This window comes from Hymenobacter cellulosivorans, from assembly GCF_022919135.1.
Lineage (GTDB): Bacteria > Bacteroidota > Bacteroidia > Cytophagales > Hymenobacteraceae > Hymenobacter > Hymenobacter cellulosivorans.
Genome location: NZ_CP095049.1, coordinates 3,338,058 through 3,362,687, shown reverse-complemented (window position 1 = coordinate 3,362,687; position 24,630 = coordinate 3,338,058). Strand labels below are relative to the sequence as shown.

At 60.0% G+C, this 24,630-nt stretch carries 21 protein-coding genes; 6 read left to right on the top strand and 15 right to left on the bottom strand.

Features of this window, described 5'->3' with window-relative positions:
* Positions 1-144 precede the first annotated feature (144 nt).
* From MUN80_RS14305 to MUN80_RS14285, 5 genes are all read right to left on the bottom strand, one after another.
* Positions 145-912, bottom strand: coding sequence for a TatD family hydrolase (locus tag MUN80_RS14305; protein ID WP_244714002.1), 768 nt, complete (start codon positions 910-912; stop codon positions 145-147).
* Between the two features lie 69 nt (positions 913-981).
* Positions 982-2,082 carry a glycosyltransferase gene (locus tag MUN80_RS14300; protein WP_244713999.1) on the bottom strand — a complete coding sequence of 367 codons (1,101 nt, stop codon included), beginning with the start codon at positions 2,080-2,082 and terminating at the stop codon, positions 982-984.
* A 9-nt stretch (positions 2,083-2,091) separates the two neighbouring features.
* Positions 2,092-2,730 carry a polysaccharide deacetylase family protein gene (locus MUN80_RS14295; protein ID WP_244713996.1) on the bottom strand — a complete coding sequence of 213 codons (639 nt, stop codon included), beginning with the start codon at positions 2,728-2,730 and terminating at the stop codon, positions 2,092-2,094.
* Positions 2,731-2,761: 31 nt separating this feature from the next.
* Complete coding sequence (locus MUN80_RS14290; protein ID WP_244713993.1) at positions 2,762-3,904, bottom strand: glycosyltransferase family 4 protein; 1,143 nt, start codon at positions 3,902-3,904, stop codon at positions 2,762-2,764.
* 76 nt (positions 3,905-3,980) lie between these two features.
* Positions 3,981-5,474 carry an oligosaccharide flippase family protein gene (locus MUN80_RS14285; RefSeq protein ID WP_262922003.1) on the bottom strand — a complete coding sequence of 498 codons (1,494 nt, stop codon included), beginning with the start codon at positions 5,472-5,474 and terminating at the stop codon, positions 3,981-3,983.
* A gap of 188 nt (positions 5,475-5,662) precedes the next feature.
* Here MUN80_RS14285 and MUN80_RS14280 point away from each other — a divergent pair, with 188 nt between their 5' ends.
* A complete protein-coding gene (locus MUN80_RS14280; protein WP_244713989.1) occupies positions 5,663-6,751 on the top strand; it encodes a GumC domain-containing protein in 1,089 nt (362 codons plus the stop codon).
* A gap of 12 nt (positions 6,752-6,763) precedes the next feature.
* On the top strand, positions 6,764-8,233 hold the full coding sequence (locus MUN80_RS14275) for an O-antigen ligase family protein (protein ID WP_244713987.1): 1,470 nt from the start codon (positions 6,764-6,766) through the stop codon (positions 8,231-8,233).
* Between the two features lie 251 nt (positions 8,234-8,484).
* On the opposite strand, the gene MUN80_RS14270 is transcribed toward MUN80_RS14275, so the two are convergent.
* The 5 genes from MUN80_RS14270 to MUN80_RS14250 form a co-directional block, all read right to left on the bottom strand.
* Positions 8,485-9,738, bottom strand: a complete 1,254-nt coding sequence (locus tag MUN80_RS14270; RefSeq protein ID WP_244713985.1) for a PP2C family protein-serine/threonine phosphatase — start codon at positions 9,736-9,738, stop codon at positions 8,485-8,487.
* 85 nt (positions 9,739-9,823) lie between these two features.
* Complete coding sequence (locus MUN80_RS14265) at positions 9,824-10,966, bottom strand: ABC transporter permease (RefSeq protein WP_244713983.1); 1,143 nt, start codon at positions 10,964-10,966, stop codon at positions 9,824-9,826.
* Positions 10,967-11,224, bottom strand: coding sequence for a hypothetical protein (locus MUN80_RS14260; protein WP_244713981.1), 258 nt, complete (start codon positions 11,222-11,224; stop codon positions 10,967-10,969). It abuts the gene before it with no gap.
* A 713-nt stretch (positions 11,225-11,937) separates the two neighbouring features.
* On the bottom strand, positions 11,938-12,465 hold the full coding sequence (locus MUN80_RS14255; RefSeq protein WP_244713979.1) for a c-type cytochrome: 528 nt from the start codon (positions 12,463-12,465) through the stop codon (positions 11,938-11,940).
* A 215-nt stretch (positions 12,466-12,680) separates the two neighbouring features.
* On the bottom strand, positions 12,681-15,119 hold the full coding sequence (locus tag MUN80_RS14250) for an RCC1 domain-containing protein (protein ID WP_244713977.1): 2,439 nt from the start codon (positions 15,117-15,119) through the stop codon (positions 12,681-12,683).
* Positions 15,120-15,347: 228 nt separating this feature from the next.
* On the opposite strand from MUN80_RS14250, the gene MUN80_RS14245 reads away from it, so the two are divergent.
* Positions 15,348-15,668, top strand: a complete 321-nt coding sequence (locus MUN80_RS14245) for a DUF7677 family protein (protein WP_244713975.1) — start codon at positions 15,348-15,350, stop codon at positions 15,666-15,668.
* A 612-nt stretch (positions 15,669-16,280) separates the two neighbouring features.
* On the opposite strand, the gene MUN80_RS14240 is transcribed toward MUN80_RS14245, so the two are convergent.
* The 3 genes from MUN80_RS14240 to MUN80_RS14230 form a co-directional block, all read right to left on the bottom strand.
* Positions 16,281-17,852 (bottom strand): T9SS type A sorting domain-containing protein, encoded by a 1,572-nt coding sequence (locus MUN80_RS14240; RefSeq protein ID WP_244713972.1) that lies wholly within the window; start codon positions 17,850-17,852, stop codon positions 16,281-16,283.
* A gap of 633 nt (positions 17,853-18,485) precedes the next feature.
* Entirely contained in the window at positions 18,486-19,649 is a 1,164-nt protein-coding gene (locus MUN80_RS14235) for a glycosyltransferase (protein ID WP_244713969.1), read from the bottom strand.
* Entirely contained in the window at positions 19,646-20,692 is a 1,047-nt protein-coding gene (locus MUN80_RS14230; RefSeq protein WP_244713966.1) for a lysylphosphatidylglycerol synthase transmembrane domain-containing protein, read from the bottom strand. The genes MUN80_RS14235 and MUN80_RS14230 overlap by 4 nt, the downstream gene beginning before the upstream one ends.
* A 95-nt stretch (positions 20,693-20,787) precedes the next feature.
* On the opposite strand from MUN80_RS14230, the gene ruvC reads away from it, so the two are divergent.
* From ruvC to MUN80_RS14215, 3 genes are all read left to right on the top strand, one after another.
* Positions 20,788-21,420: a crossover junction endodeoxyribonuclease RuvC gene (gene ruvC / locus MUN80_RS14225; RefSeq protein WP_244713964.1), complete on the top strand. Its 633-nt coding sequence runs from the start codon at positions 20,788-20,790 to the stop codon at positions 21,418-21,420.
* Between the two features lie 29 nt (positions 21,421-21,449).
* Positions 21,450-22,166, top strand: a complete 717-nt coding sequence (locus MUN80_RS14220) for a hypothetical protein (RefSeq protein ID WP_244713961.1) — start codon at positions 21,450-21,452, stop codon at positions 22,164-22,166.
* 121 nt (positions 22,167-22,287) lie between these two features.
* Positions 22,288-22,503 (top strand): KTSC domain-containing protein, encoded by a 216-nt coding sequence (locus MUN80_RS14215; RefSeq protein WP_244713959.1) that lies wholly within the window; start codon positions 22,288-22,290, stop codon positions 22,501-22,503.
* 4 nt (positions 22,504-22,507) lie between these two features.
* Here the strand turns inward: MUN80_RS14215 and MUN80_RS14210 are convergent, their stop codons facing one another.
* Positions 22,508-23,551 carry a tetratricopeptide repeat protein gene (locus MUN80_RS14210; RefSeq protein WP_244713956.1) on the bottom strand — a complete coding sequence of 348 codons (1,044 nt, stop codon included), beginning with the start codon at positions 23,549-23,551 and terminating at the stop codon, positions 22,508-22,510.
* 117 nt (positions 23,552-23,668) lie between these two features.
* Complete coding sequence (locus tag MUN80_RS14205) at positions 23,669-24,469, bottom strand: PhzF family protein (protein ID WP_244713954.1); 801 nt, start codon at positions 24,467-24,469, stop codon at positions 23,669-23,671.
* Between the last annotated feature and the right edge of the window lie 161 nt (positions 24,470-24,630).

Here is a 24,630-nt window from a genome sequence, read left to right as displayed (position 1 = left end):
AATCCGTCCTCGGCGAAGGTAGTCATGGCCTTTCATCACGCAGCCTTTTTTGTTATTCGAATCAAGGACTAGCCATAACAGAAAGCTCGGCCCATTTCAGCGGACGGCTGGCTTCGGCCTTCAACCTCGCAAGGATTGCTAACGCTACAACTTAAACAGCTGCTGGGCATTGCGGGTAGTAGCTTCGGCAATTTCCGCGGGGTCTTTACGCAGCAGCTCGGCCACGCGGCGGGCAATCAGGGGCAGGTAAGACGGCTCGTTGCGCTTGCCGCGGTGGGGCACGGGGGCCAGATAAGGGCAGTCGGTTTCGAGCAGCAGGTGCTCCAGGGCAATGTCGGGCAGAAACTTGTCGGCCCCGCCGTTCTTGAACGTAGCCACCCCGCCGATGCCCAGCTTAAAGCCCAGTCGCAGCACCCGCGCCGCTTCTTCCGGAGTGCCCGAAAAGCAGTGAAACACGCCGGTGAGCGTGCCATCCTGGGCGGCCTCGATGATGTCGGCGGTTTCCTGGAAGGCGTCGCGGGTGTGGAGCACCAGTGGCAGGCCGTGCTTTTTGGCCAGTTCTACCTGCACCCGCAGGGCTTCCTGCTGCCAGGCCAGCGTGGTTTTGTCCCAATACAAATCGATGCCGCACTCCCCTACTGCCGCAAACGGGCGCTTGCCGAGCCATTCTTCTACCAGGTACAGCTCCCGCGCAAAGTCCTTATCCACTGAACACGGGTGCAGACCCATCATCGAAAAGCACTGCTGTGGGAAGCGGGCCTCGGTTTCGAGCATGCTGTCGATGCTGGTGTGGTCGATGTTGGGCATGACGATAGTCGTGACGCCGGCCTCGTAGGCGCGGTGCAGGGCCTCGTCGCGGTCCGTTTTGAACTGTTCGGAGTAGATATGCGCGTGGGAGTCGGTGAGTTGCATGAGTAGTTGTTCATTGTTTGTTGGCAGTTAGCAGCTGTCAACGGTTCGGTTGGTTCGTAGTCGTCGGGCTTATTTATACACGCGGCCTTTCCAGTCGAAGGCCAGCGGCAACAGGCGGAATACGCTCAGGCTAATGGTGAGGGCAATGGTATAGAGTTCGAAGGCGGGCAGCAGGTGCCAGGGCATGCGGCGGCCGGCACGGTGGTAGCAGGCGGCCGCCAACAGGCCCTGCAGCAGCATTTTAGCTGCCAGCACACTCACGGCCGCCAGTGGCCCGGCCACCCAGGCCAGCACCAGCAGCAGCGGGTAAAAGCCGGCGTAGAACAGCAATCCGCCCTGCAGCCACCACGGCAGGGCCTCCACGCCCTGCATCCAGCGTCGCCGCTGGTGCAGCAGCCGCCCGGGCGTACTGATGGGCAGCGAGGCGGCCAGCACTTCGGGCCGAAACACGTTGCGAAACGTGAAGCCCTGCTTCAGTACTGCTTGAAACAAGGCGTAATCCTCCGTGACGGAAAATGGTAGCTGCTCGTAGCCACCGGTGGCCTCGTAGGCCGCCCGTGTGACCAGCATATTGTTGCCCATAGCCGTGACGGGCCGGCCAAAATCCGACACGACCTGCACCAGCCCCAACGACTGCAGCCAGTCGAGGCCCTGAAGCCGGTCGAACAGGCGCGGGCCCTCGACCACCGTCAGCCCCGTGACGGTGCCAACCTCGGGTTGGGCAAACGGCAGCAGGCCCTGAACCCAGCCGGTAGGCACGGCAATGTCGGCGTCGGTGATGAAAAAAAACTCGGTGGTAGCGGCGCGGGCCAGGTGTGCCAGCACATTGGCCTTGCCCCGGGCTAACCCCAGCGGCTCAGTGATGGTGATACAGCGAAAGTTTCCAGTATAGCCCGGCATCACGGCTTCAGCCACAGCCCGCGTCTGGTCGGTGGAAGCATCGTCGCCGAGCAACACTTCCACCAGCTCCGGCGGGTAGCTCAGGGCCCGGATAGCGCGCAGGCAGCGGCCGATGGCGGCTTCCTCGTTGCGAGCGGCAATGAGGATGCTGACCCGGGGCCAGGGCTGGGGTAGCGGCGCCGGGGCTGGCCGTCGCCGAACCCAAAACAGCAGCGTGGAGGCAGCCAGAATCAGAAACCAGAGCGTGAAATAGGTGGTGAGCAGCAGCATTCCAGAGGGCTAAAGCAGCTCAAACCGGTAGCCTTGCCCGGCGAAGTGCGCCAGGTAGCGCGGCAGCACATAGCGCAGGTTGCGGCTGGCCTTGATGCTGTCGTGAAACACCACCACGGAGCCAGGCCGCGTCAGACGCAGGGCGTCGCGCAGGCACTTTTCGGGCGCGTAGTCCTTATCGTAGTCGCAGGTCAGCAAGTCCCACATGACGATGCGGTACTGGGGTTCCAGCTGGCGGTTGAGACCCGGCGTAATGCGGCCGTAGGGCGGACGAAAAAAGCGCGGGGCCGCTTGGCTCTGCACCGCGTCGAGGGCCTGCTGGCAGCGGGCAATATCGGCGTAGTACTGGGCGGCCGGCGTGCTCCAGCCGCTGAGGTGATGGTGGGTATGGTTGCCAAGTTGGTGGCCAGCGGCCAGGGCCGCGCGGGCAATGTCAGGGTTACGCTGCAGGTTGTCGCCCACGCAGAAAAACAGAGCTTTGGCGTTGAATTCGGCCAACTGCTCCAGCACCCAGGGCGTTTCCTCCGGAATCGGGCCGTCATCGAAGGTCAGGTAGAGCGTGGAGGCGGCCATTTCCGCGTGCGGACCGCGCCAGATAGTATTGGGCAGCCAGCGGTGCATTACTTCGGGCAAACGGTGAAGATGCATGCGCAGAGGGGAGATGGTGAGGTAGTGAGTTTTATCGGGGCAGCTGCCCGGCCGTGACTTCAACAATGTTCTGCCAGATTTGCTCGGCACTGCGCACCCAGGAAAAGCGCTGCACGTTGGTCAGGCCTTGCTGCACCAGCTCGGTACGCAGTGTGGCATCGGTTTCCAGGTGGGTCAGACCTTCGGTAATGGAGGCTACCGACAGCGGGTCGACGAGCAGGGCGGCCTCGCCGGCCACCTCGGGCATGGAGCTGCAGTTCGAAGTCAGCACCGGGGAGGCGCAGGCCTGAGCCTCGATGATAGGAATGCCAAAACCCTCGAAATACGGCACGTACACCGTGGCCTGGGCCGCCGCGTAGAGCTGCACCAGCTCCACGTCGGTGACACGGCCGGTGAGGTGCACAGCCCCGCGGTGCTGCATCTGCTGGTAGGTGTCGAACATGGCTCCGGCTTTCCAGGCTGTGCGGCCCACGATGAGCAGCTTGGTTGCCGAGCCGGTGCGGGTTTTAAACTGGTCGAAGGCTTGCAGCAGATTCACCAGATTCTTGCGCGGCTGCAGGGCCCCCACAAACAAAAAGTAGGGTTTGCCGGCGCTGAACCGGTCCCGCACGTCCTGCTGCTCCTCGGCCGGCAGGGGCCGAAAGTGGGCATCGGCGGCGTTGTAGACCACCCGGATTTTGTCGGCCGGGGTGCCGTAGGTCTTAACCAGGTCCTGCTTGGTAGCCTCCGAAACGGCCACGATGCGTGCCGAAGCCCGCACGAACTTCGGCGTAAAATAGTGGTAGTACTTGCGCTGCAGCCAGTCTACGTCCTGGGGGAAATGCTCGAAGGCCAGGTCGTGAATCACCGTCAGGCGGGGCACTTTGGTACGCAGCGTGGTAAAGCCGTCCGGGCTCAGAAACACGGCCGGGCGGTGCTTATTGAGCCAACTAGCCACGGCCCCTTCAAACCAGGCCACGAACAGAAACGGGTGGCGGGCCGGGGGCAGCAACACGTGGGGCACCACGTTGTCGGCAAACAAGTAGCGCGGGTCGTAGGCCCTGTCGAAGAGGAAATGAAAGGTGTGCTCGGGGTGCTGCCGCACCAGGCGGCTGAGCGTTTCGAAGCTGAAACGGCCTATGCCTTCGAGCTTGTCGCCGGGCAGCAGGAAACGGACGTTAACGGCAATATTCAACGGCAGCAGGAGTTCGGAGGCGCTAAGATGCCCGTTTTTTGAAAAAGATACCCGGCCCAGGACCAATCAAGGCAGCTCAGCGGCGCAAGGCTTTGAGTTCGGCAACCCGCACGATGCCGGTGCCGAAGAGAATGGCAATAAAGGCCAGCCCCGCTCCTATGGCTTCGAGCAACCAATGATTCAGCAGCTGCTGCAGGCCCCAGAACACGCCACAGAGCAGCCCAAAGGCCAGCAGCAGCCGCCCAATGGTGCCCCAGGGAATAATTACGCCCGTGCGCCGACTCACCAGCCACAGGTAGCCGCCCGAGACGAACACGACACACAGCAGCGTGTTCAGAGCTGCGGCCACCGCCCCATAGCGCGGCAGCAGAAACACGTTGAGCAGCACATTGAGCCCGATGCTGCCGGCTACGAGCCAGCTCACGGGTTTTTCGTGGTTGGTGCTGGTAAGCAGGGTGCTGTAAATGGCAAAGAAGGCATGCACCAGCACATTCACGAACAGGATTTTGAGGCTGCGCGTCATCTGCTCCAGTTCGGCGGCCGTGCTGTGGGTGAACTGCCAGAACAGCACTTCCCCGCGAAACAGCACGAAGGCACACATGAACAGCAGCGGCACCGTCACCACGCGCTGCCCGAACCAAAGCAGCTCCTGCTGCTCCTTAGGCTTGCCAGTGGCGTAGGCAAACTTGGCAAAAAACAGCGGCAGCACCGTCCAGAGGTACATCATAAGGACATCGACCCAGCGGTAGGCGGCCGCGTAGTAACCCGCCTCGGACGGGGAGGCCAGCCGCTCCAGCATCAGCATATCGACCCGCTCGTTGAGGCCATACACCAGCGTAATCAGGGCCAGGGGCAGGCTGGCGCGGAGCAGGCTGCTGGCGTGGTCCCAGCGGAGCTTGTAGCGCACCCGCCCGTAGAGCCGCGTCACTAGGCCATAGAGCACCACAAACGTAAAAAGCACGGCCACGGCTCGGGCTCCTACGTAGCGGTCCAGGGTAATGCCCACCGGAATCAGAGCTAGCACCAGCACCAGCAGCAGGGCTTTTTCCAGCACCGACAACATCGCATCGGTATTGAAGCGCTGATGGGCCTGCAATGTGCCGCGCAAAAACTGCGTGTACTGCGTGACTAATAAAGAGGCACCGGTAAGCGTCAGCAGCGTGAGCGTATGGCCGTGGTAGCCCAGCAGCCAGCCGCTGCCCACCATCACCAGCAGAAACAGCACCGACAGCCAGCCTTTCAGGGGCAACAGCGTGGGAAAGTACTCGGTCAGAAACTCCGGGGTGGCCGCTACGCGCTTGGTAGTGAGCTGGGTAGTACCCAAATCGGACACGGAGGCTACAATCAGCGTCCAGTTGAACAACGCCGTGAACGTACCGAAGGCGGCGTGGCCCAGCCGGTCCTGCACTAGGCTCTCAAGTACCACCCAGCCCGGCTTCACCAGCAGGTTCAGCAGGACGACGAAACTGATATTTCCGAAAAACTTTTTGATACAGCCAGGGCCTAAATGGAAGCCAAAATTACGCAAAAACCGCAGCCCGCCCCCATCTAACCCTGTTGGAGGCCCCACGAGCCACGGTTTTTGCGATTAAACCGGTGAATTCCACCGCCGGTCGGATGGGCAATAGCATCGGGCTGGTTTTCGTTGGTTTCAGCGCGGCCGAACCTATTCAATGCGCAGAATTTGGAGTAGCTTTGCCGCAATGCAGTCTGCCGAAAACCGGTCGAACCTGCCTCAGTCGTCCTTTTACCTTTTGCATGTCATCCCGCTCTTATTCGCTACTGGGCTTGTGGCCCGTTATTAACCGGTGGAAGTTTTTAGTGGCCGCAGCCGTTGCATTGGCACTGATTATCAGTGTCGTGGTGAGCCTGAGCCTGCCGAATATCTACAAGTCCACCGCCGTATTTTACCCAACCAACCCCAACACCACCGACCCCGACCGGATTGTGTCGGACGGGGGTAAGCTGGAACTCGGGGGCCGGGCCGAAGACCTGGACCGCGTCATCACCATCGGCGAGTCGCAGACGCTGGCTGAGCTCATTATTCGGCAATACAAGCTGCACGAGCATTATAAAGTCGGGGCCGCCGGTGACGACCTGGCCGATCAGTCGGCGCTGGATGAGTTCAACAGCAACTTTACCATCGTCCACAACGACCGGGACGCTATTGAAGTCAATTTCCATGACCGCGACAAAGTGCTGGCTGCCAAGGTTGCCAATGCCATTGTGCAGGCCATCGACTCAATCAACCAGCAGCTGACGTTCGAAAACCGTCGCAAAATCATTGACCTCTACCAGGGCCGCAAGGAATTCCTGGAGCGCGAGTACTCCGCCGCCCACGATTCGCTGCTGGCTGGCCGCCGCCGCTACGGCATCTACGGCATGGAAAATGAGTCGCGCTACCTGGGTCGGGCCATTGTCGAGACGGAAACCAAGCTGCGCCAGGCCGAAGGCGAAGGCAACAGCAGCAAGGCGGCCGGCTACCGCAAGGCCTTGCGCGGCCTCACCCAGGCCGACGGCGGCAACTTCCTGAACCTGGAAAACTACGTGAAGGGCACCGACCAGATGGCCACCGTATACGCCCGCTTCGCCGACATCCAGGGCCGCCTGATTACGGCCCGCAACGCCTACGAAACGGCCAAGCTGGCCATCAGTGGCAAGATTTCCTCGATTTACGTGGTGCAAAAGGCCTTCCCGGCCACCAAGAAAACCAAGCCCGTGCGCTGGCTCATCGTGGCCTCCTCGGTGATTGTCACGCTGGTGTTGTCCATCATTCTCATCACCCTGCTGGAACTCTACCGCGGCAACCTGAGCGTGGGCCGCCCCGGTACCGAGCCGCAGTATTAACCTTCCCTGCTGATGGCCGCTGTTGCTTCCCTTCTGGCGCGCCTGCGTCCCCAAGACTCGGCCCAGCGCCTGTTTATCGGATTTATCCTGCTGCTGCTGGTTAGTGGCTCGGCCGCGCTGCTGCTCCAAACTCCGCTGTGGCTGGCCCTGCCCTTTGCCGGCGTAGGCGTAGCGGTACTGCTCGTCGACTGGCGCTGGGTGTATTACCTGCTGCTGCTCACGCTGGCTTTTTCGCGGGAAATTCCGCTGCCCGGCGGCCTGAGCATGGACGTGCCCTCGGAGCCGCTGATGCTGGTGCTGCTGGGCTGCTTCGGGGTGAGCGTGCTGCTGGGCCGAACTCAGCTGTCGGCCCGCATCTGGACGCATCCGCTGGTAATTATCATGGGGCTGGCCCTGCTGTGGTCCACAGTGTCGATGCTGTTTTCGGTGAACACCATGAAATCGGTGAAGTACCTGCTGGCCAAGACCTGGTACATCGTGCCCTTCGTGTTCGTCACGGCCTCCATTGTGCGGCGGCCCGCCGACGTGTGGCGGCTGGCGGCTTTTTACGTGGTGGGTGCTACCATCACGGTGGTGTATACCACCCTGCGGCACTCCACCAAAGGGCTGAGCTTCGACTCCATCAACTGGGCCATTCAGCCCTTCTACATCAACCACGTCATCTACGCCGTGGTGCAGGCCCTGCTGGTGCCCTACGCGTTTTACGCGGCCAAGGACAGCCGCGGCACCACCCGGCTACTGTGGCGCCTGGCCCTGGCGGTCCTCATATTTGGGGTGCTGTTTTCCTACACCCGGGCCTCCATTGTGTCGCTGCCTATTGCGGGACTGTTCTATCTGGCCATCCGCCTGCGCCTGACCCGCCTGATTCTGGGCGCGGGGGCTATTGCGGCCGCCTGTGGGGCTTTCTACTTCATGCACCAGAACAACTACATGCTCTACGCTCCCGACTTTGAGAAGACCGTGTTCAACGGGCACAACTTCGAAAAGCACCTGGAGGCGACCTACAAGCTGGAAGACGTATCGGGCATGGAGCGGGTGTACCGCTGGGTGGCCGCCGCCCGCATGATCAGCGAAAAGCCTCTGACTGGCAGCGGCCCCAGCACGTTTTACCCCGAATACAAGCGTTTCACGGTCAAGAGCTTCCGTACCTACGTGAGCGACAACCCCGAGAAGTCGACCACGCACAACTACTTCCTGCTGCAGCTGGCTGAGCAGGGCTTCCCGGGCTTTCTACTGTTCGTGATTCTATTCGGCACGGCCCTGGTAATGGTCGAGAACCTCTACCACCGGAGCCGTTCAGCCCAGAACCGGCGCGTAGTGTTGGCCGCCGGCCTCTCCCTGGTCGTCATTATCTTTCACCTGCTGCTCAACGAGCTGGTGGAAGTAGATAAAGTAGGCTCTTTCTTCTACATTGCCCTGGCCCTGCTCATGCGCGCCGAAGGCTGGATTGGGGAGGAGGAAAGTGCGTTAGTGCAGGAGTGATGTACTGAGTTAGTATTTTAACCGCACAAAGCCTCTTGTACTCCTGTCCTTCCGAGGAGGTACGACGAAGCCATCCGTCCTCGGAAATGTGCTCAGCCTTTTACCAGAAAGCCCCTTCCTACATGCGGTAGTAAGGGGCTTTCTGGTAAAAGGTCAGGGCTATCTACGCAGAGGACGGATGGCTTCGTCGTACCTCCTCGCAAGGACACGAACCGTTGATCGAGAACTCACAAACTCACCATTTCACTATCTCACTTAAACCGGCAGCTGAGGATAGTGATGTCGTCGGCGAAGTGATTTTTAGTTACGCTGAACTCCTCGATTTCGTGCAGCATTTCCTTGTGCAGGGCCGAAAGAGGCAGGTAACGGTTGCGCCGGATAAGCTTAATAAGGCCTTCTTCCCCGTATTCGGCCCCGCTTTCGTCGAAGACTTCGGTCAGGCCATCGGTGTAGCTGAGCAGCAGGGAGTGAGGCGGAATATCGGCCTCTCCCACCGTGAGCATGGGCAGCTTTTCCATGATACCGAGCATCACGGTGCCCGATTTTAAGTACTGAATCGGGCCGGTGTCGGGCAGCAGGATGGGGTCGTTGTGGCCGGCATTGACGTACTGCAGCTGGCGGGTGGCGCGGTTGTAGATGCCAAAGAAGACGGTGATAAACTTCTCCCCGCCCGAATTGCGGAACAGCAGGTGATTGAGCTCGTGCACTATGGTGGCCAGATCCACGTTCTGACGCAGCAAGGTGCGCAGGCCGGCCTGGAAGTTCGACATCAGCAGCGAAGCCGGTACGCCCTTGCCACTCACGTCGGCCACGCAGAACAGGAACCGGTCCTGGTCGATGCTGACCACGTCGTAGTAGTCGCCGCCGATGGCGGTGTGGGGCACGTAGCTGGCGTGCACGGCCACCTGGGCGTCGTTGGGCAGCTTGCTGGGGAAGAGCAGGTTCTGCACTTCCTGGGCAATTTCAATTTCCTTGCGCATGGCGGCAGCCGAAATCCGCTGCCGGTTCAGGCGGCGGTTTTCAATGGCCCCGACCAGGATGTTGCTCAGGGTTTCGAGGAACTTGATGGCCTCATCGTCGGCGTAGTCGTCCTGGACGTTGCCAATCATGACGTAGGCCAGCACCGCGTCTTGCTGGGTCACGGGAATCACCGTATCGAGCTTCTGCCACTCCGGGCCCAGCTTCAACGAGGAGATGGAGCAGGCCCCGGCCACGCAGTTGTCGATAATTTCGTCGGGCAGCTCGATCTTGCGGAAATCGGCCAGCTGGAAACCAAACGAAACGGTGCACTGCCAGCGGCCTTCATCCTTGACGTAGAGCACGATGCGCCGGATATTGAGCTGACCGAGCAGGGTAAACTGGAAAATCTTGTAAAGCGTCTCCTCGGTCGTATCCTGGTTGATAGCCTGGGTGATTTCCAGCAAGGCGCTCAGCTCCTGCTTTTTCAGCAGCAGCACCTTGCGCAGGCTCAGAACGTCGGGGTGCACGTGGCTCGTATCAGGCATTTGATTTAGTTGTTAGTTGGTCGTTGTCAGTTGGTAGTTATTGGTCTTATGCATTGACTAACAACTGACAACTAACAACTAAAAACTATCCTCCCAGCGGAGTTTTGGGGTCGTAAGCGTCGCGCAGACCGTTGCCGAGCAGGTTGAAGCTCAGCACCAGCAAGCTAATGGCCAGGCCCGGCAGCAGCGTGAGCCACAAGCCGGCCTGGGTGCCCAGCAGCTGGAAGCCTTCGTTCACCATCAGGCCCCACGACGGGGCCGGCGGCTGCACGCCCAGGCCTAGAAAGCTCAGGCCCGCCTCCAGCAATATTGCTGCCGCAAAGTTACTGGTTGCAATTACAATCAGCGGGCCGGTCATGTTGGGCAGCAGGTGGCGCGCTATCAGGCGGCTCTGGGGCAAGCCCAGTACCCGGCCAGCCTCCACGAAAGTTTTCTCGCGCAGGCTCAGCATCTGACCTCGTACCACCCGGGCCACATCGACCCACATGGTGAGGCCCACGGCCACGAAGGAAGTCCAGACGCCCTTGCTATCCAGGGCCAGGGAAATGGCAATGACGAGCATAATACCCGGAATGCTCCACACCACGGTCATCAGGCCCATCAGCACACTATCGACCCAGCCGCCCACGTACCCGGCCACCGCCCCGATGAGCATACCCAAAGCCAGGGAAATGAGCACCGCCACCAGGCCAATGCCCAACGACACGCGCGTGCCCAGCAGCAGGCGGCTGAGCGTGTCGCGCCCGGCCTTGTCGGTGCCCAGCCAGTAGGTGCGGACCTGGTCTTCGTACTTACGGACGGCTATGACTTGCTCGGCGGCACGGGGGGCATCGGGAGCCGTCCAGGGCCGGAAGCTGACCGAGTCGTATTTCATTTCGCCCAAGCTACCCGTAGCAATGGGAATTTCCCGGAACTCCGGAGTTTTGCCCCGGAGCCAGGTACCGAAAAAACCGGTTGCCTTGTAGGAGGAATCAGGCAGTGGGAGGCGTAGCAACTGCACCCGCAGGCCCGGCGGCTGCTTTTGCAACTGCACGAGGCTGTTGTTGGCGTCGGGTGAGTTATCGGGCAGCACCCAGTAGCCCAGTAAAGCGACCAGGGTACAGAGCACGATAAAGCCCAGGCCCAGCATGGCGGGCCGGTTTTGCAACAACCGCTGCCGCACGTAGTAGCCCGGCGGGCGGGCCGGCGGCGCAGTAGCCGGAGAGAAAGAAACGGTGCGCGGGGCCACCTAGCGGCTGTTGTGGGCCAGCAGGCCGGGCTTGGTAGCCAGGAAGTAACAGTCGCGCACCAGGGCCCCGAAGGAAGTGACTTCGTAAGCCAGCTCCGTGTCGGGGTCGGGGTAGAAGCACTTGATATAGTCCTGCTCCAGCAGGCCGCGTAGGCTGTGCTCCAGCTCGGCGGCGGGCAGGTTGGTTTTTTCGCGCAGGGTAGTGAAAGGAGTGACGAAGTAGAGCTCGTCGAGGATGTCGTATTCGGTATCGGTCACGGGGAGCGGGGCAGGTGAAGTAAGCAAATGTAGCTCTGCGCGGCGGGAAAGGGAAATGCTGGGGCGGTTTTGGGACGAGCTTGTCCCCTGCTCTACCGCGAGCAGCAGAATTAACGCCACCCCAACTCCACCAGTTTGTGGTACACAAGTGCTAAGCGCTGTTCTACGGACAAGTCACCGTGTATTTCCAGAGTAGGGCTGGTGACTTGCGTCAGCCAGGTCCTATGATTCGCCAGGGTACGGTTGCCCCCGCTGGAGTTGTCGTCGTACCCGGCGGCCCACGTCAGGAACGCCTGGTATTGCGCGGCACGAGCGGGCTCGGTGATAATTTTAGCTCCATACCTCTCATGTTCCCGCTGCTGTAAGCGCCGCAGACGCAGGGCGGGAGGCAACCAGAGAAAGACAACCAAATCGAAGGCCGAGAGCCACTGGTCACCCCAGCCGACCAAAGAGCCCCCAGAACCCAGCGGGGATGCTGACTCAACTCCCTGCACAGAGTGGCATTGCGCACAAGAGCGGGATGCCGCTCGGTAAAGGGAGGGTCGGACTCTACCCAGAAATACTGGTCGCTGTCAAAATACGGAACAGCAAGTGTCTGGCTCAAGGCCTTGCCCAAAGTCGTAACGCCGGAGCCAGAAGCACCGAGAATGTGTAGTCTCATTTCTTGCTACATGGTTTGTCCTGCCGGCCCGCGTCGGACACGCGAGCCGGCACTACCGCACCGCAACGGTTCCAGCCCCTGTTATCCCCGACTCTACCTCAATATAGGCCAGAATATTTTTGATTTCGGTCTCAGAAAGCTGGAAGCTGGGCATTTGCTGCTTCTGGTATAAGTTGAAGATTTTCACCCCGTATTCGTCGCCAGCAGCTACCATTTTGCTGGAGTTCTTCACCCAGGGCACCAGCCAGGCAATGGAGCGGCGCTTGTGCACGTTTCTGAGGGCCGGCCCTACTACCACCTCATTAATAGCGTGGCACTGGGCGCAGTTGCTTTCAAATATGCTTTTGCCCTGGATGCTGGCCGCCAGCGTAACGGAGTCAATGGGAACGGGAGTGGCCGCCAGCTGCGTGGAATCAAGGAGCTGTACTTGCGTGCTGTCGGTGGCTACGACGGGTAAGCTAGCGGCATCCGGAGGCACGATGGAAATCAGGCCGGCCGCGCTCAGCAGCAAACCACCCATGGCTACAACAATAGCCAGCATACAGGCTGGCAGCATCCAGACAAAATCGTACTTGCGCATGGCAGAGTAGGCGTTTTACCGCCCATTGATTCACTAGATAAGTACGCTCCACAATAACGAGAAAACAACCGCCGCCACCCTGTTTTATCGGGTATTTCTGTCGTAGCTTGGCCGGTTTTGGCCGGGCCCCAAACGCGCACCGCCCCCGGCCTAGGGAGGCCGGGGGCGGTGGGTTGCAGAGTAGAGTGACCCTGCCTAGCAAGGGCGGTTACGGGTTACTCATGCACGAGGCGCGCGGTGCGAGTGGGCTGCCCAGGCCGCGCGGCTCGTAGCAGGTAGAGGCCGGGAACTACCTCTCGTAGGGAGAGACGGCTCCCTTGCCCCGTAGCTACGCGCCGGCCCTGGGCATCAAATAAGCTTAACTGCGTGTCACTGGGCCAGCCCGGCAGTTCGACTTGGTCGTGAGCTGGGTTGGGCACCAACGAAAGCACTGGCCCCGTGGTGGCTGAGCGCGTGGCAGTAGGCAAGAGTGGATAAATAAGCAGTGGAGTTGTCCTGACCCAGGGTCGGCCAGCACCGAATTGACCATAGTAGTCATTGCCCCAGGCCCAGCGCGTGCCATCCGTGCGCACCGCCAGGCTATAATACTCGCCTGCTGCCACACTTTGCCACGTCGCGGTGCCAATTTGAACGGGGGCTAGGCGCGAGGTATTAGTCCCATCACCGAGCTGTCCGTACTGGTTTTTTCCCCAGGCCCAGAGCGTACCGTCCGTGCGCAGGGCCAGCGTGTGGTCTAGCCCACCCGCGGCGATACTTTGCCACGTTGCGGTGCCAATCTGAACGGGCGTCAGCCGATCCGTCGTGGTGCCATCGCCCAGCTGCCCATAGGAGTTACTGCCCCAGGCCCAGAGCGTGCCATCCGTACGCACCGCTAGCGTGTGATAGATAGCTACCGCTACATTTTTCCACGTGGCGGCCGTGCCTACTTGGACGGGCGAAGGGCTATTCGTGGTGGTGCCATCGCCGAGCTGCCCATACGAATTATAGCCCCAGGCCCAGAGCGTGCCGTCCGTGCGTACCGCTACGGTATGAAATTCGCCAGCCGCGATACTTTGCCACGTAGAGCCAATGCCTATCTGAACGGGCACCGGATGATCCGTCCTGGTACCATCGCCCAGCTGCCCATAGAAGTTATTTCCCCAGGTCCAGAGCGTACCATCCGTGCGCAGCGCTACCGTATGGTGGACGCCCGCCGCGATGCTTTTCCAAGTTGCCGTCCCAATTTGGACGGGCGTCGGCCGATCCGTGGTGGTGCCATCGCCCAGCTTCCCATAGGAGTTATTGCCCCAAGCCCAGAGCGTGCCGTCCGTGCGCAGTGCTACCGTCTGATGCTCACCGGCTGCGATACTCTGCCAGGTGGAGGCCGTGCCTACCTGGGCGGGTACGTAGTCATCTGCTCCAGTACCGGTCCCGAGTTGCCCGAAGTAGTTACTCCCCCAGGCCCAGAGGGTGCCATCCGTACGCAGCGCTAGCGTATGACTTAAGCCGGCCGCAATACTTTTCCAGGCGGAAGCCACACCAATCTGGGTGGGAGTCGGGCGAATGGACGTCACTAAAGTGCTATGTCCTACTTGCCCGTCGCTGTTGCTTCCCCAGGCCCAGAGCGTGCCGTCCGTCCGTATGGCCAGTGTGTGATACCCGCCTGCGGCGATATGTTGCCAAGTAGAAGCCGTGCCAATCTGAACGGGCATAGTACGAGTGCTTATGGTGCCATCGCCCAGCTGCCCATAAAGGTTATAGCCCCAGGTCCAGAGCGTGCCGTCCGTGCGCATAGCAACCGTGTGGTACCCGCCTGCGGCGATATGTTGCCACGTCGAGGTTGTGCCTACCTGTGTGGGCACGTTGCGATTGGTGGTGGTCCCGTCGCCGAACTGCCCCAGTGCATTACTTCCCCAGGCCCAGAGCGTGCCGTCGGTGCGCAGCGCTACGGTATGGCCCTCACCGGCTGCGATACTTTGCCAAGTGGAGGCGGTGCCAATCTGGACGGGCGCGGTGCGAAAGGAGGCGGTGCCACTCGGCGTAGTACCGTCACCGAGCTGCCCCAGTGCATTATTTCCCCAGGCCCAGAGCGTACCATCGCTGCGCACTGCCAGCGTGTGGCTCTCGCCCGCCGCTACACTTCGCCAAGTCGCCGTGCCAATTTGAATGGGCGTCAGCCGATCCGTCCTGGTGTCATCGCCTAGTTGACCGTACTCGTTACGGCCCCAGGCCCAGAGCGTACCATCCGTGCGCACCGCCAGCGTGTGATGGTAGCCCGCCGCTACACTTTGCCACGTCGCCGTACCAATCTGGACGGGCGTCAGCCGCTCCGTGGTAGTGCCATCGCCCAACTGCCCAGCATAGTTACTTCCCCACGTCCAGAGCGTACCATCCGGGCGCAGCGCTACCGTATGGAAGGCACCCGCCGCTACACTTTGCCAAGTCGCCGTGCCAATCTGAATAGGCACGGTCCGCTCGGCCTTAGTCCCATCGCCGAGTTGGCCACCGAGGTTACTTCCCCAAGCCCAGAGCGTACCGTCGGCCTGGATGGCTAGTGAGTGGTTGAAACCGGTAGCCAGACGCTGGGCACGAACAGGAGTTAGCCCTAAGGCTAGCAGCAGCACGAGCAGGCAGCAGGAGAAGGTCCGGAAAGAAACGGTACGATATGGCGTCAAATTCGCCGGGAAAAAGGAGCAGAGGTGTGGCATAGGCAAGCAGGGCATACATTCAGGCAAAAGGCTGTTAGGGTGCAAGGTACAATAATCTTTAGCCCTGTTTAGCCCTTTCCCGCTAGTAGGTCCAAACTGAACTCTGCTTCGAAGAGCTTACACTACTCAAACCACCGTTTGGGTGAACAGTGACATCTGACATTCACGGCCCACTAAAACAGCTACCTTGTCCCAATGAAGTTAAGCAACTCCGTTAGCGGCGCCCTACGCACCTTCGCCTATTTTATGGCAAGCGGAAGCCATAGTCAATTACAGGGCATTGATTACTTGGCTTTATATGGCGAGGATCCAAGCGCGATTGAGCAGGCTTTTGCCATCTATGCAAACGTGTTGGAATTCAACGAGACCGGGCAGGTTACTAATGCGAAATATGCAGAGTGGAGAGCCACGCAATACATTCGGTCGTACTGTGATGATTCTTATCAAGTAATCCCTGACTTTCAGGAGTGGGAGCTAACATTACACGAGCCTCCTGTACAGGATGTGCTGAACTAACCCTCCTTTTGCTAGAACTACCGTTTCGCTACACAACTTTTCGGCTGCTAACTATAGCAGCACGCGGCGGCAGGCTTTTACGTGCGCTTGAAACACCAGGCGGTAGCGGACCCGATTATAGACTGAATCTACAGGTACTCCGGGTGTAATAGGCCAGTGCTCCACGGAATTTTCAAAGTACAAGATAGGCAGCCCAGTGAAGGTGGTATCATAAGTCTCTCGATAGAAACTCTACACAGGGGTTTCCTTTGTCAGCTTGGCCCAATACCAGTGGCATACCAAGGCCCGCTGCTGCACGAGTGCGGGCCACTGTAGCACGCCGGTCATCTCGATCAACTTAGTCGAGTCGTGGCGTGCTAAAAATAAGGGGGGGCCATATGGGGCAACCAACTGCCGTGCCGCAACCTGGGTGCTGCGGCTTTCACTGGCCAGACGCAGGTCCTCAGCCTTAACCGCCTAGTCGTATTTACGCCATTTGTCGGGCGACACCCCACTGGTTTTGGTTGCCATAACTGAAGAAATATACGTCCTTCTTCTGTCCACCTCGCCTAGACCACCTCAACGAGGGCATCTACTTGGGCAGCAAATATTAGCTGTATCGTTCCAGAAAGTTTAGTATTTAACAAGCTTATGTGTAATTCGCCTATTTGAACTAGAGTCCAAAATAATCGAGTAAACTCCTGATGCTAAGGGAGTAATATTAATCTGCTCCGTTCTATCTGCCTCTTTTAGTGTCTTAACTAGTACTCTTCTCCCCAAGACGTCATATAAGGTCATGTGATAAGTATCGGTACATCCTTCCGTTACCTGTATGCGAAAGGCGCCAGTAGTAGGATTAGGGAATAAAGCTATTTGCGCATCTGCACACGCGCTGCCAGCGTCTGCAACGGATTCTAGACCATTAAAATAATGCTGGGGGAAATTGGGAAGGCCAGGGCCTAGGGCACCGGGACGAAAATCAATAGTTTGATAGAACACGGCGCAGGCATATCCCCGACGGTTGGGGTACTGAATGACGTACAAGTTATCTCCTCTAGGCGCCGAAGGCGTTTCGTCTTGATATTGGCTTGCCCCATACAGACGCCCGTCTGATCCTAGCTGCAAAGCATAATAGCCAGCTACATCCTGTTGTTGGGCACTAATGTTCGTGGTAGGATTACCCACCACAATACTGAGGCCTGATGCTACAACAGCTGCGTCATCTCCTGCTTGTAAGTCAAACTGGAGAAGGATGTTACGGGTGCCCATTGTAAGCTGAGAAAGGCGATAATCTTGGGCGTACAGTTTAGTGTTATCTGGGGAGAAAGAGATTCCCCCTCCCCCTAGCAGTTGCCCTAAGGAGATAAAATGGCTGATATCCCCAGTAGCCGGATCGAAATCGAAAAGGCTAAGGGGTACTCGCCCTGCCGAAGCATACGCTAGATAACGACCGTTAGGAGAGGCACGTAGGGTACCCTCTATGTCTTGTTGTTGCGCTGTTGCGGGTAGTTGTGGACCAATAGCCTGAGTTCGCGCCAAGACAACACCTAGTGCATCCACGCGGTACACGCGGAACTGGTTGCCCGGCCACTCATGTACCACAACCCAGTAATCTACCCCATTGGCATGCCGAATGCCCGTCAATTGTTGTGTGAATTGGCCGGTTAAGATTCGTCCTTTTTCTTCGGGCACTACATCCCCTAAACCTGCTGCTAGTAACATATCGACGCGAGAATAGGTCAGAGTAGTACCCAATCCGGACGTAGGCACGAGGTTAAATAAATAGTATTGATGCGCTTGACCTGGCACAGGGAGAATTAGGGCCCCTTGCGAAAAATTTCGGAAGCCTAACATGCTGTCTCCATGGGCCATGCGCTGATGACGACGGTTCCAGACTTGTTCCCCATTGGTATAAAATTGCACTTCTTCTGTGGTGCCGTCCGAAACTACAGCCGTAGTATAGCCCGTCAACATCGCGCTGGTAGCAAGTGGCAAGGGATGGCCCGTAGAGAAATCAAAGCCCGCCTTGTTTCCAAAGTACCAAGTAGTAGCTTCTTTCTGCGCGCTGGTGGGATGATAAACGAAGAGAAAGAGTGCTAGTAGCAACCTCTGGTGCGCTTGTAAGAATGGATAAGAAAGAACTGCCATAATAAATTCAATCCTAGATATAAGTAATAAACTCCCATAAACGGAGAGTTTAGGCAAGGTCTATTAAGCAAATTTGCTCGGGATTAAAGATAGAAGTTTGCGAGAAGAATTGGGCAAGTGTTTGACCTTGCTTGAGATATAGGTGATGTCGGCAGTCCAGACTTCGTTGGGGGCAGTAAGCGCCTACTCGCGCAACAAGTACGAGGAGGCGCGACACTTTCGCTCGGCGCGCTTGGGGTAACCGACTCATGGTCCATTACTCACACGAGCCACACGCGCTTTTCGTTAATGATAAAGTCCAACTGAAGCAGATAGGTACGCAGGCTCAGCACACCGTTGAAGATGAGGCATGTGAACTCCTCGTACGGCAGAGGCTTGAGCTCTAGGTCCGGCGTGCTTTTGTTGCAGGGGCGTAGTTGCGGGCCAGCCCCAGAGCTTAGCTGTGTGCCTGCATCGAGCCTTACGCCGCTGGCTCGCACAAGGGCACGTTGTCAGGCTATGCACATGACAGCAGCATTTTTGCATCTGGCTACTCTACCGAACCAAGGTCTTTACTATGGAGCTTCAGCGGCTAAAGTTTCTGTTTGGGCTGTATCAAGAGTTGGCCGGACAGTAGCGCGAACGGCGTAGTTCGCGTACCAGAGCGACTCCTAAACGGGGTGGGGGGACACGCGAACTACACCGTTCGCGCTACAGCTGCCGTTCCTTCCAGACGTAGCTACCGCGTAGCCCCAGCAACCCCGTAGCCAGGGCGTAGGGCGCATAGAGCAGTTGGAGTACGGCTACCCAGCGCAGCCACTGCGGGCACCCCAGGAACGCCAGCACCGGGCGCAGAAACCAGGCATCGGCGGCCAGCTTGAGTAACCAGGCGGCCAGGGTCCAGGGCCAGAGAGCAGGGCGGCCGACTGTCAGCAGCAAGCCCAGGAACAGGGCCAGGTTGGTCCCCAGCACCAGCAGGGCCAGCTGCTGGGAGGCCGGGTGCTGGTAGTGCCGCCACTTGCTGGCCCAGCGCACCCGCTGCCGCAGCAAAGCCCCCAGTGTGGCCGGGGCGGCGGTAGAAACCAGGGCCGCCGGGCTTTTAAGGAAGCGGATGCTGCCGGGAAAAGCCGCGTGCAGCTTGTGGAGCAGAAATTCGTCGTCGCCGCTGGCCAGGTGCTCGTTGCCGGCAAAGCCCCGCACGGCCGCGAAGGAAGCGCGCTGGTAGGCCAGGTTGGCCCCGTTGCACATGGTAGGGTTTTGCCGCCCGATAGTGGCCGCCCCCACCCCCACCAACCCCGCGAATTCGAGGCCCATTAGCTCTTGCCAGGCCGTGGCGGGTCCCGTGAGCCGCACCGGACCGCTGATAAAGCGCACCGTGGCATCGGAAGTGACCAGGGCGGCGTAGCTGCCCAGCCAGTCGGGGCCGAAGCGACAGTCAGCATCGGTGCAGACTAGCCAGGGGCCCCGGGCATGGTGCAAGGCAGCTTGCAGGGCGGCTTTCTTGCCCGTACCGGCCGTGGGTAACTCGCTGAGCGACACCAAGCGTAGCGGAAACGGGCTACGCCGGGCGGCTTCGGCGACGAGGTGGGCGGTAGCGTCAGTGGAATGGTCGTCGGCAATGAGCACCTCAAACTGACTGGCAGGCAGGCGTTGTTGGGCCAGGTCGTGGAGCAGGTTGGGGAGGTTGTCGGCTTCGTTGCGGGCGGCAACAAGGACCGAAAATAGCGGACCCTCGGCCGTTGGCAGCGGCTTAATAGGCAGCTCAGTGGGCGTCACCGTGGGCAGGGCTTCCCAGGCTCGGCGCAGGCGCAGCATCAGAGCCGCGTACACGGCGGGCAGCACCAGCATGGCCCCTCCTATCCACAGCGTGCTCATGCCTGCGGGGCTTTAGCAGCCTGACTTTTCTTGCGAAACACCTTCAAGCGCAGCACAAACAGCAGGCCGGCGGCGCTGGGCAGGGCAATGTTAATTACCCACAAGCTTAGGCTGGCGCTGAGCACCGGCAGGGCCGGCTCGTGCAGCAGCCCAAACAAGTGCGTGGCCGACAGCTCCCGCACGCCCACGTCAGCCAGGGCATTGAGCGAGGGCACCAACGACTTCATCAAAAATGTACCGGCAATGGCGGCCAGGCCCGGCCCCACCGGTGGCGAGGCCCCGTAGGCCCAGAGCAGCAGCCCAAATTGCAGGCAGAACACGGCGTAGCGCAGCATCGAGAGGGCCAGAATCCAGTGCAGGGCGTGGGCCGGATACGTGGGCATGACGGCCAGAAACCGCCGGAACCGCCGCAGGGGCTTGATAACCGTCAGGGCCGTGAGCAGCAGGCGTGACCGGTAGAGCGGCAGAATCACCCCGGCGTTTATTAGGATGGTAGCTACCACTAACCCTAGCCCAGCGGAGGGGTAACCGGGCAGGTAAAACGTCAGCAGAAAATAGAGCAGCCCCACGGTGCCAGCCACCACGGTAGCCACCAGTTGGCAGTAGCGGCCCAGAAACACGGCCCCCAGCGCATCGAGCCGGCGGCTTTTAAGCTCGATGATGCGGCCGGCGTAGTCGCCCACGCGGTTGGGCGTCACGAAGCCCAGCGTCAGGCCTACCAACACCGCGCGGAAGCAGCGCCCATACGAAACGGGCTCCAGATGCCGGGCCAGGCGCCACCACTTCCAGGCTTCCAGCCCCCAGTTGACGGGCACCAGGGCCAACGCGGCTAGTACCGGCGCCCGCCCCGAGCCGCTGAGCGTGGTGCTGAGCAGTTTGCGCCAGGCCGCGGCCGTGGCCCCATCGGCGTACACGGAATTATAGAGCAGACCCAGGGTAAGGACCGTAATGAGCAGCTTGCCCCCGATAACCAGCAGCCGGCGGCGGGAAGGTGCCGGTGGTTCCGGGTTTTGGACGTAGTTTTGTAAGTTGGGCGGGGGCAAAACGGCGGCGTGGTGATTAGCTTCGGCAAGTTACCGATGAAAACAGCAACGGCACTCCTGCTCTTTCTCCGTCTTCGCCCCCTCTCCTCCCGCCTATGCTTCTGCCCCACGCCGCTTCCCAGGATTTGCTTCCCAAAATTATCATGGGCGTCGACCCCGGCACCCAGATCATGGGCTACGCCGTGATTGAGGTGCAGGGCTCCCGCGTCACGGTGCTGCGCTACGACGTGATTGACATGAAGAAAATCGGCAACAACCACGCCCTCAAGCTCAAGAAGATCTTCGAGCGGATGCTGGAGCTGATTGACGAGTTCTTACCCGACGAGCTGGCCATCGAAGCCCCGTTCTTTGGCGTCAACGTGCAGAGTATGCTCAAGCTGGGCCGGGCCCAGGGCGTGGCCATTGCCGCCTGCCTTTCCCGCCAGATTCCCTACGTGGAGTACGCTCCCACCAAGGTGAAGCAGGCCGTAACGGGCTCGGGCTCGGCCAGCAAGGAGCAGGTGGCCAAGATGCTGCGTCAAACCCTGAAGCTGCCCCCCATCGAGGAAGCCCCCAAATTCTTGGACGCCACCGATGCCCTGGCCGTGGCGTTGTGCCACCACTACCAGAAAGGCAACAACGTGAAAGCCGGTACCAAGAGCTGGGACAAATTCCTGACCGATAACCCCGAGCGGATGGCCAGCGCCTCCAGCACCAAGAAAGCCCCGGCCAAGGCGAAGGTGAAGTAGGCGCAAACTCGGTCCTTGGATCCCTACACATGCCGGCAGCTCCCCGCACCACTCTATTCGTACTCGCGGCCCTGGGTGGCAGTTGGCTTTCCGGCTGTGAAGGCGGCACGACCCAGCCAACCACGACCCGGCCGGCGAGCAGCCCACTTCCTGCCCCTGCGCCCAACGTTACCCTCTACCAGGACAGCGTCTACGAGCTGATCGGTCCGGCGCAGCAGTACGCGACAGTTGTCAAGATGGGCCAGCCAGCCCCGCCGCCGCGGCCCGGGGTGACCACGCTTTTTCAGAATGAGGCCATTTCCGTACTCGGCGACACTGCTTTGCAGGGCGAGTTCGAGCTGTATCAACGCTTTACCTACCGCCACGCTTTTGCGGATTTCCCCGCCGCGCCGGGTCGTGGTGCGCACGTCCGGCCCGACTTTAAAACGAACCCGCAGGCCAGGTGGCATATTACCCGTATAACCGAGGGGGCCAAGCAGCCCGCCAACTTTGCGGGCCACTACCGCCTCGTTACGTGGGGCTGCGGCAGCTCCTGCCAGATGTCGGTACTGGTGGACCAGCATACCGGCCGCATCTACGACGTTCCGCAAACGTCCTCGGGCCTGGAATATCGCCTCAACAGCCGGCTGCTCATCACGGACCATTTTGCCGAGGAAGGCGACACCAGTACGTATCTGGTAAACTCCATTTATCCGGCCCCGGCCTTTTACCTCTGGACCGGCCGGCAGTTTCAAAAGCTGGAGTAGAGCCGTACGCGCCAGTAGGTGCTGATTCCGGATAGCCAGAATGAGTCCGTTACAGGCTACATTACATGCAGCGTCTCGATTACCGCTTCTCTCAGTAGACTACAGACTAACTATTTCCACGATGCTACGCCGTCCGATCCGCTCTACTTCGCTCAAAGCCGTAGGGTACGATGCCGCTTCCCTGACCCTGGAAATCGAGTACCGTAATGGCCGCGTGGTGCGCTACACCGGCGTGAGCGAGGCGGTGTACCAGGGCCTGCTGGCCGTGCCGGGCAAGGCGCAGTTTGTGGAGCAGGTCCTGGAAAACAGCGGCTATGGGCGCGAACAGGTGAAGTAACCCGTTACTGCGGCCACTTGTAGGCTTCCGACCATTCCTGTAGCTCTTTTACCTCGCTCGGGTGCTGCTCCAGCCACTGCTGGGCCTCGGGCTGCCCGGGGCGGGCGGCCTGAATGAGGTAGGCCAGCGTGGGCAGGTAACCAGCTTTTTTCAGGGTGATGAAGTACGGCACGTAGTAATTCCAGGCAAAGCCCGGGTGGGTTTCCGGCTTCTTCTCTTCCAGATTCTCGCACAGCAGCGTAAGCTTCTCAGCCAGCCGCACCGTGGTCGACTTATCCTTGTTTTTCTCGTCGTAATCAAGGGCCGAAGTCATGGTCAGCAGCATATCGGTCATACCGAAGTTGTCGGGCATATTTTTCTTGCCGTTCATCTGCTTGAGCATGTCGGGCGACATATTCAGGGTTACGGCATTTTCGCCGGTTTTGCGCACGTTCTGCCCCATAAGCTTGTCGAGCACCTCCAGGCCGCCGACGGCCCGCTGCCCGCGCGGCTCCAGTTGCAAAAAGCGCACGGAGGCGAAAATGGCCGGCACCCGGTTGCTCTGCGCCGTGAGCAAAGCCAGAATCCGGTGGGCGCTGGCGTGCTTCGGGTTCTGGCGCACGGCCATCTGCATACTTTCTGTGGCGTCTTGGTAGCGCTGCATGCCGGCCTGAGTTACGCCCAGGTTGAAGTAGAGCAGGCCACTGGCGGGGTATTTCTTGATGCCCGCCTGGTAGATGCGCACCGCTTCCTGGGGCCGTTTCAAGTCGTCGAGGGCGCTGCCATAGGTTACGTACACGCTGGCATCTGCCTGCTCACTTTTCAGCAGCTGCTTGCAGAGCTCCACCACTTCCTCGTTGCGACCCAACGAGCCGTAGGTCATGGCCAGCTCGTATTGGGCCGTAAAGTTGTCCGGCGCCAGCTTCAGGGCCTGCTTATAGCGCAGCACGGCCTCGTCGTACTTGCCCTCGTCGTAGAGCGCCACGCCCTGCTTAATAAGGGTTTTGACTTCGTCGGGCGCCTGGGCCTGGGCGGTGCTCGTAAGGCTGGCGCAAAGAAGAATCAGCAAGAATTTCCGACTAACAGCAGGCATAGCAGAAAGGCACTACAAGGTGGCCGTGACCGGACGTACTAAGGCCGGAGCAGCACTGCGTCCGGCCCCCAAGATGTCAACTAACCGGAGGCTTTACAGCTCTCCCAACTCAATTTCGCCCTTCAGGTAGGTCACGGCGTAGCCGCTCATCAGGGCTCGGTCTTGGCGCAGCTCGCACCACAGGTCGCCGCCCCGGGCCGACACCTGGCGGGCGCGCAGCTCGGTTTTGCCCAGGCGCCCGGCCCAGAACGGAATCAGGGAGGCATGGGCCGAGCCGGTCACCGGGTCTTCGGGTACGCCCACGCGGGGCCCGAAAAAGCGGGAGACAAAGTCGATGCCGTTGGTGCCGGGTGCGGTGGCAATAACGCCGATGTACTCCAACTCGGCCACCTTAGCCATATCCGGGTGCAAAGCCAGCACCTCGGCCTCGGAGTTGAAGAGCACGACCAGGTCGCGGGAGGCCAGCACTTCCAGCGGGGTGGCACGTAGGGCGTCGAGCAAACCGGTGGGGTGCGTGGCTAGCGGCTGCGGGGGGCGCGAGGGAAAGTCGAGGGTGAAGCGGCCGTCGGCGGCGTGACGCACCCGCAGCGGGCCGCTCTTGGAGTGGAAAGTTATTTGCTCACCCTGAAAGTTGAGGTGGCGAAACAGCACGTGGGCCGAGGCCAGCGTGGCGTGGCCGCAGAGGTCAATTTCGGCCGTGGGCGTAAACCAGCGGATTTCGTAGTCGGAACCGCCGCGGGGCACGAAGTAGGCGGTTTCGGCCAGGTTGTTTTCGGCGGCAATGGCCTGCATGGTTTCGGCGGGCAGCCACTCGGTGAGCGGGCAGACGGCAGCGGGGTTGCCGGCAAAAACCCGGTCGGTGAAGGCGTCGATTTGGTAGAGCGGAAGCAGCATGGGGCAAGAGTGGCGCGGGGTAGGCGGCCGGCGGTTTGGGAATGAAGGAAGACGGCGCTAAAGGTACAGGAAGAACCCGAAGGCGCGGCAGCGGAAGTGCGGTAGAAATTGCGGTTTTTTGGGTCCGGTTTCGGAGTAAAAACTTATCCGCAACTATTTTT

Coding starts and splice junctions, on each gene's coding strand:
- ruvC (WP_244713964.1), top strand. CDS start 20,788: ATGCTTCTGCCCCACGCCGCTTCCCAGGATTTGCTTCCCAAAATTATC.
- MUN80_RS14205 (WP_244713954.1), bottom strand. CDS start 24,469: ATGCTGCTTCCGCTCTACCAAATCGACGCCTTCACCGACCGGGTTTTT.
- MUN80_RS14215 (WP_244713959.1), top strand. CDS start 22,288: ATGCTACGCCGTCCGATCCGCTCTACTTCGCTCAAAGCCGTAGGGTAC.
- MUN80_RS14295 (WP_244713996.1), bottom strand. CDS start 2,730: ATGCATCTTCACCGTTTGCCCGAAGTAATGCACCGCTGGCTGCCCAAT.
- MUN80_RS14300 (WP_244713999.1), bottom strand. CDS start 2,082: ATGCTGCTGCTCACCACCTATTTCACGCTCTGGTTTCTGATTCTGGCT.
- MUN80_RS14275 (WP_244713987.1), top strand. CDS start 6,764: ATGGCCGCTGTTGCTTCCCTTCTGGCGCGCCTGCGTCCCCAAGACTCG.
- MUN80_RS14270 (WP_244713985.1), bottom strand. CDS start 9,738: ATGCCTGATACGAGCCACGTGCACCCCGACGTTCTGAGCCTGCGCAAG.
- MUN80_RS14255 (WP_244713979.1), bottom strand. CDS start 12,465: ATGCGCAAGTACGATTTTGTCTGGATGCTGCCAGCCTGTATGCTGGCT.
- MUN80_RS14245 (WP_244713975.1), top strand. CDS start 15,348: ATGAAGTTAAGCAACTCCGTTAGCGGCGCCCTACGCACCTTCGCCTAT.
- MUN80_RS14305 (WP_244714002.1), bottom strand. CDS start 912: ATGCAACTCACCGACTCCCACGCGCATATCTACTCCGAACAGTTCAAA.
- MUN80_RS14235 (WP_244713969.1), bottom strand. CDS start 19,649: ATGAGCACGCTGTGGATAGGAGGGGCCATGCTGGTGCTGCCCGCCGTG.
- MUN80_RS14280 (WP_244713989.1), top strand. CDS start 5,663: ATGTCATCCCGCTCTTATTCGCTACTGGGCTTGTGGCCCGTTATTAAC.
- MUN80_RS14220 (WP_244713961.1), top strand. CDS start 21,450: ATGCCGGCAGCTCCCCGCACCACTCTATTCGTACTCGCGGCCCTGGGT.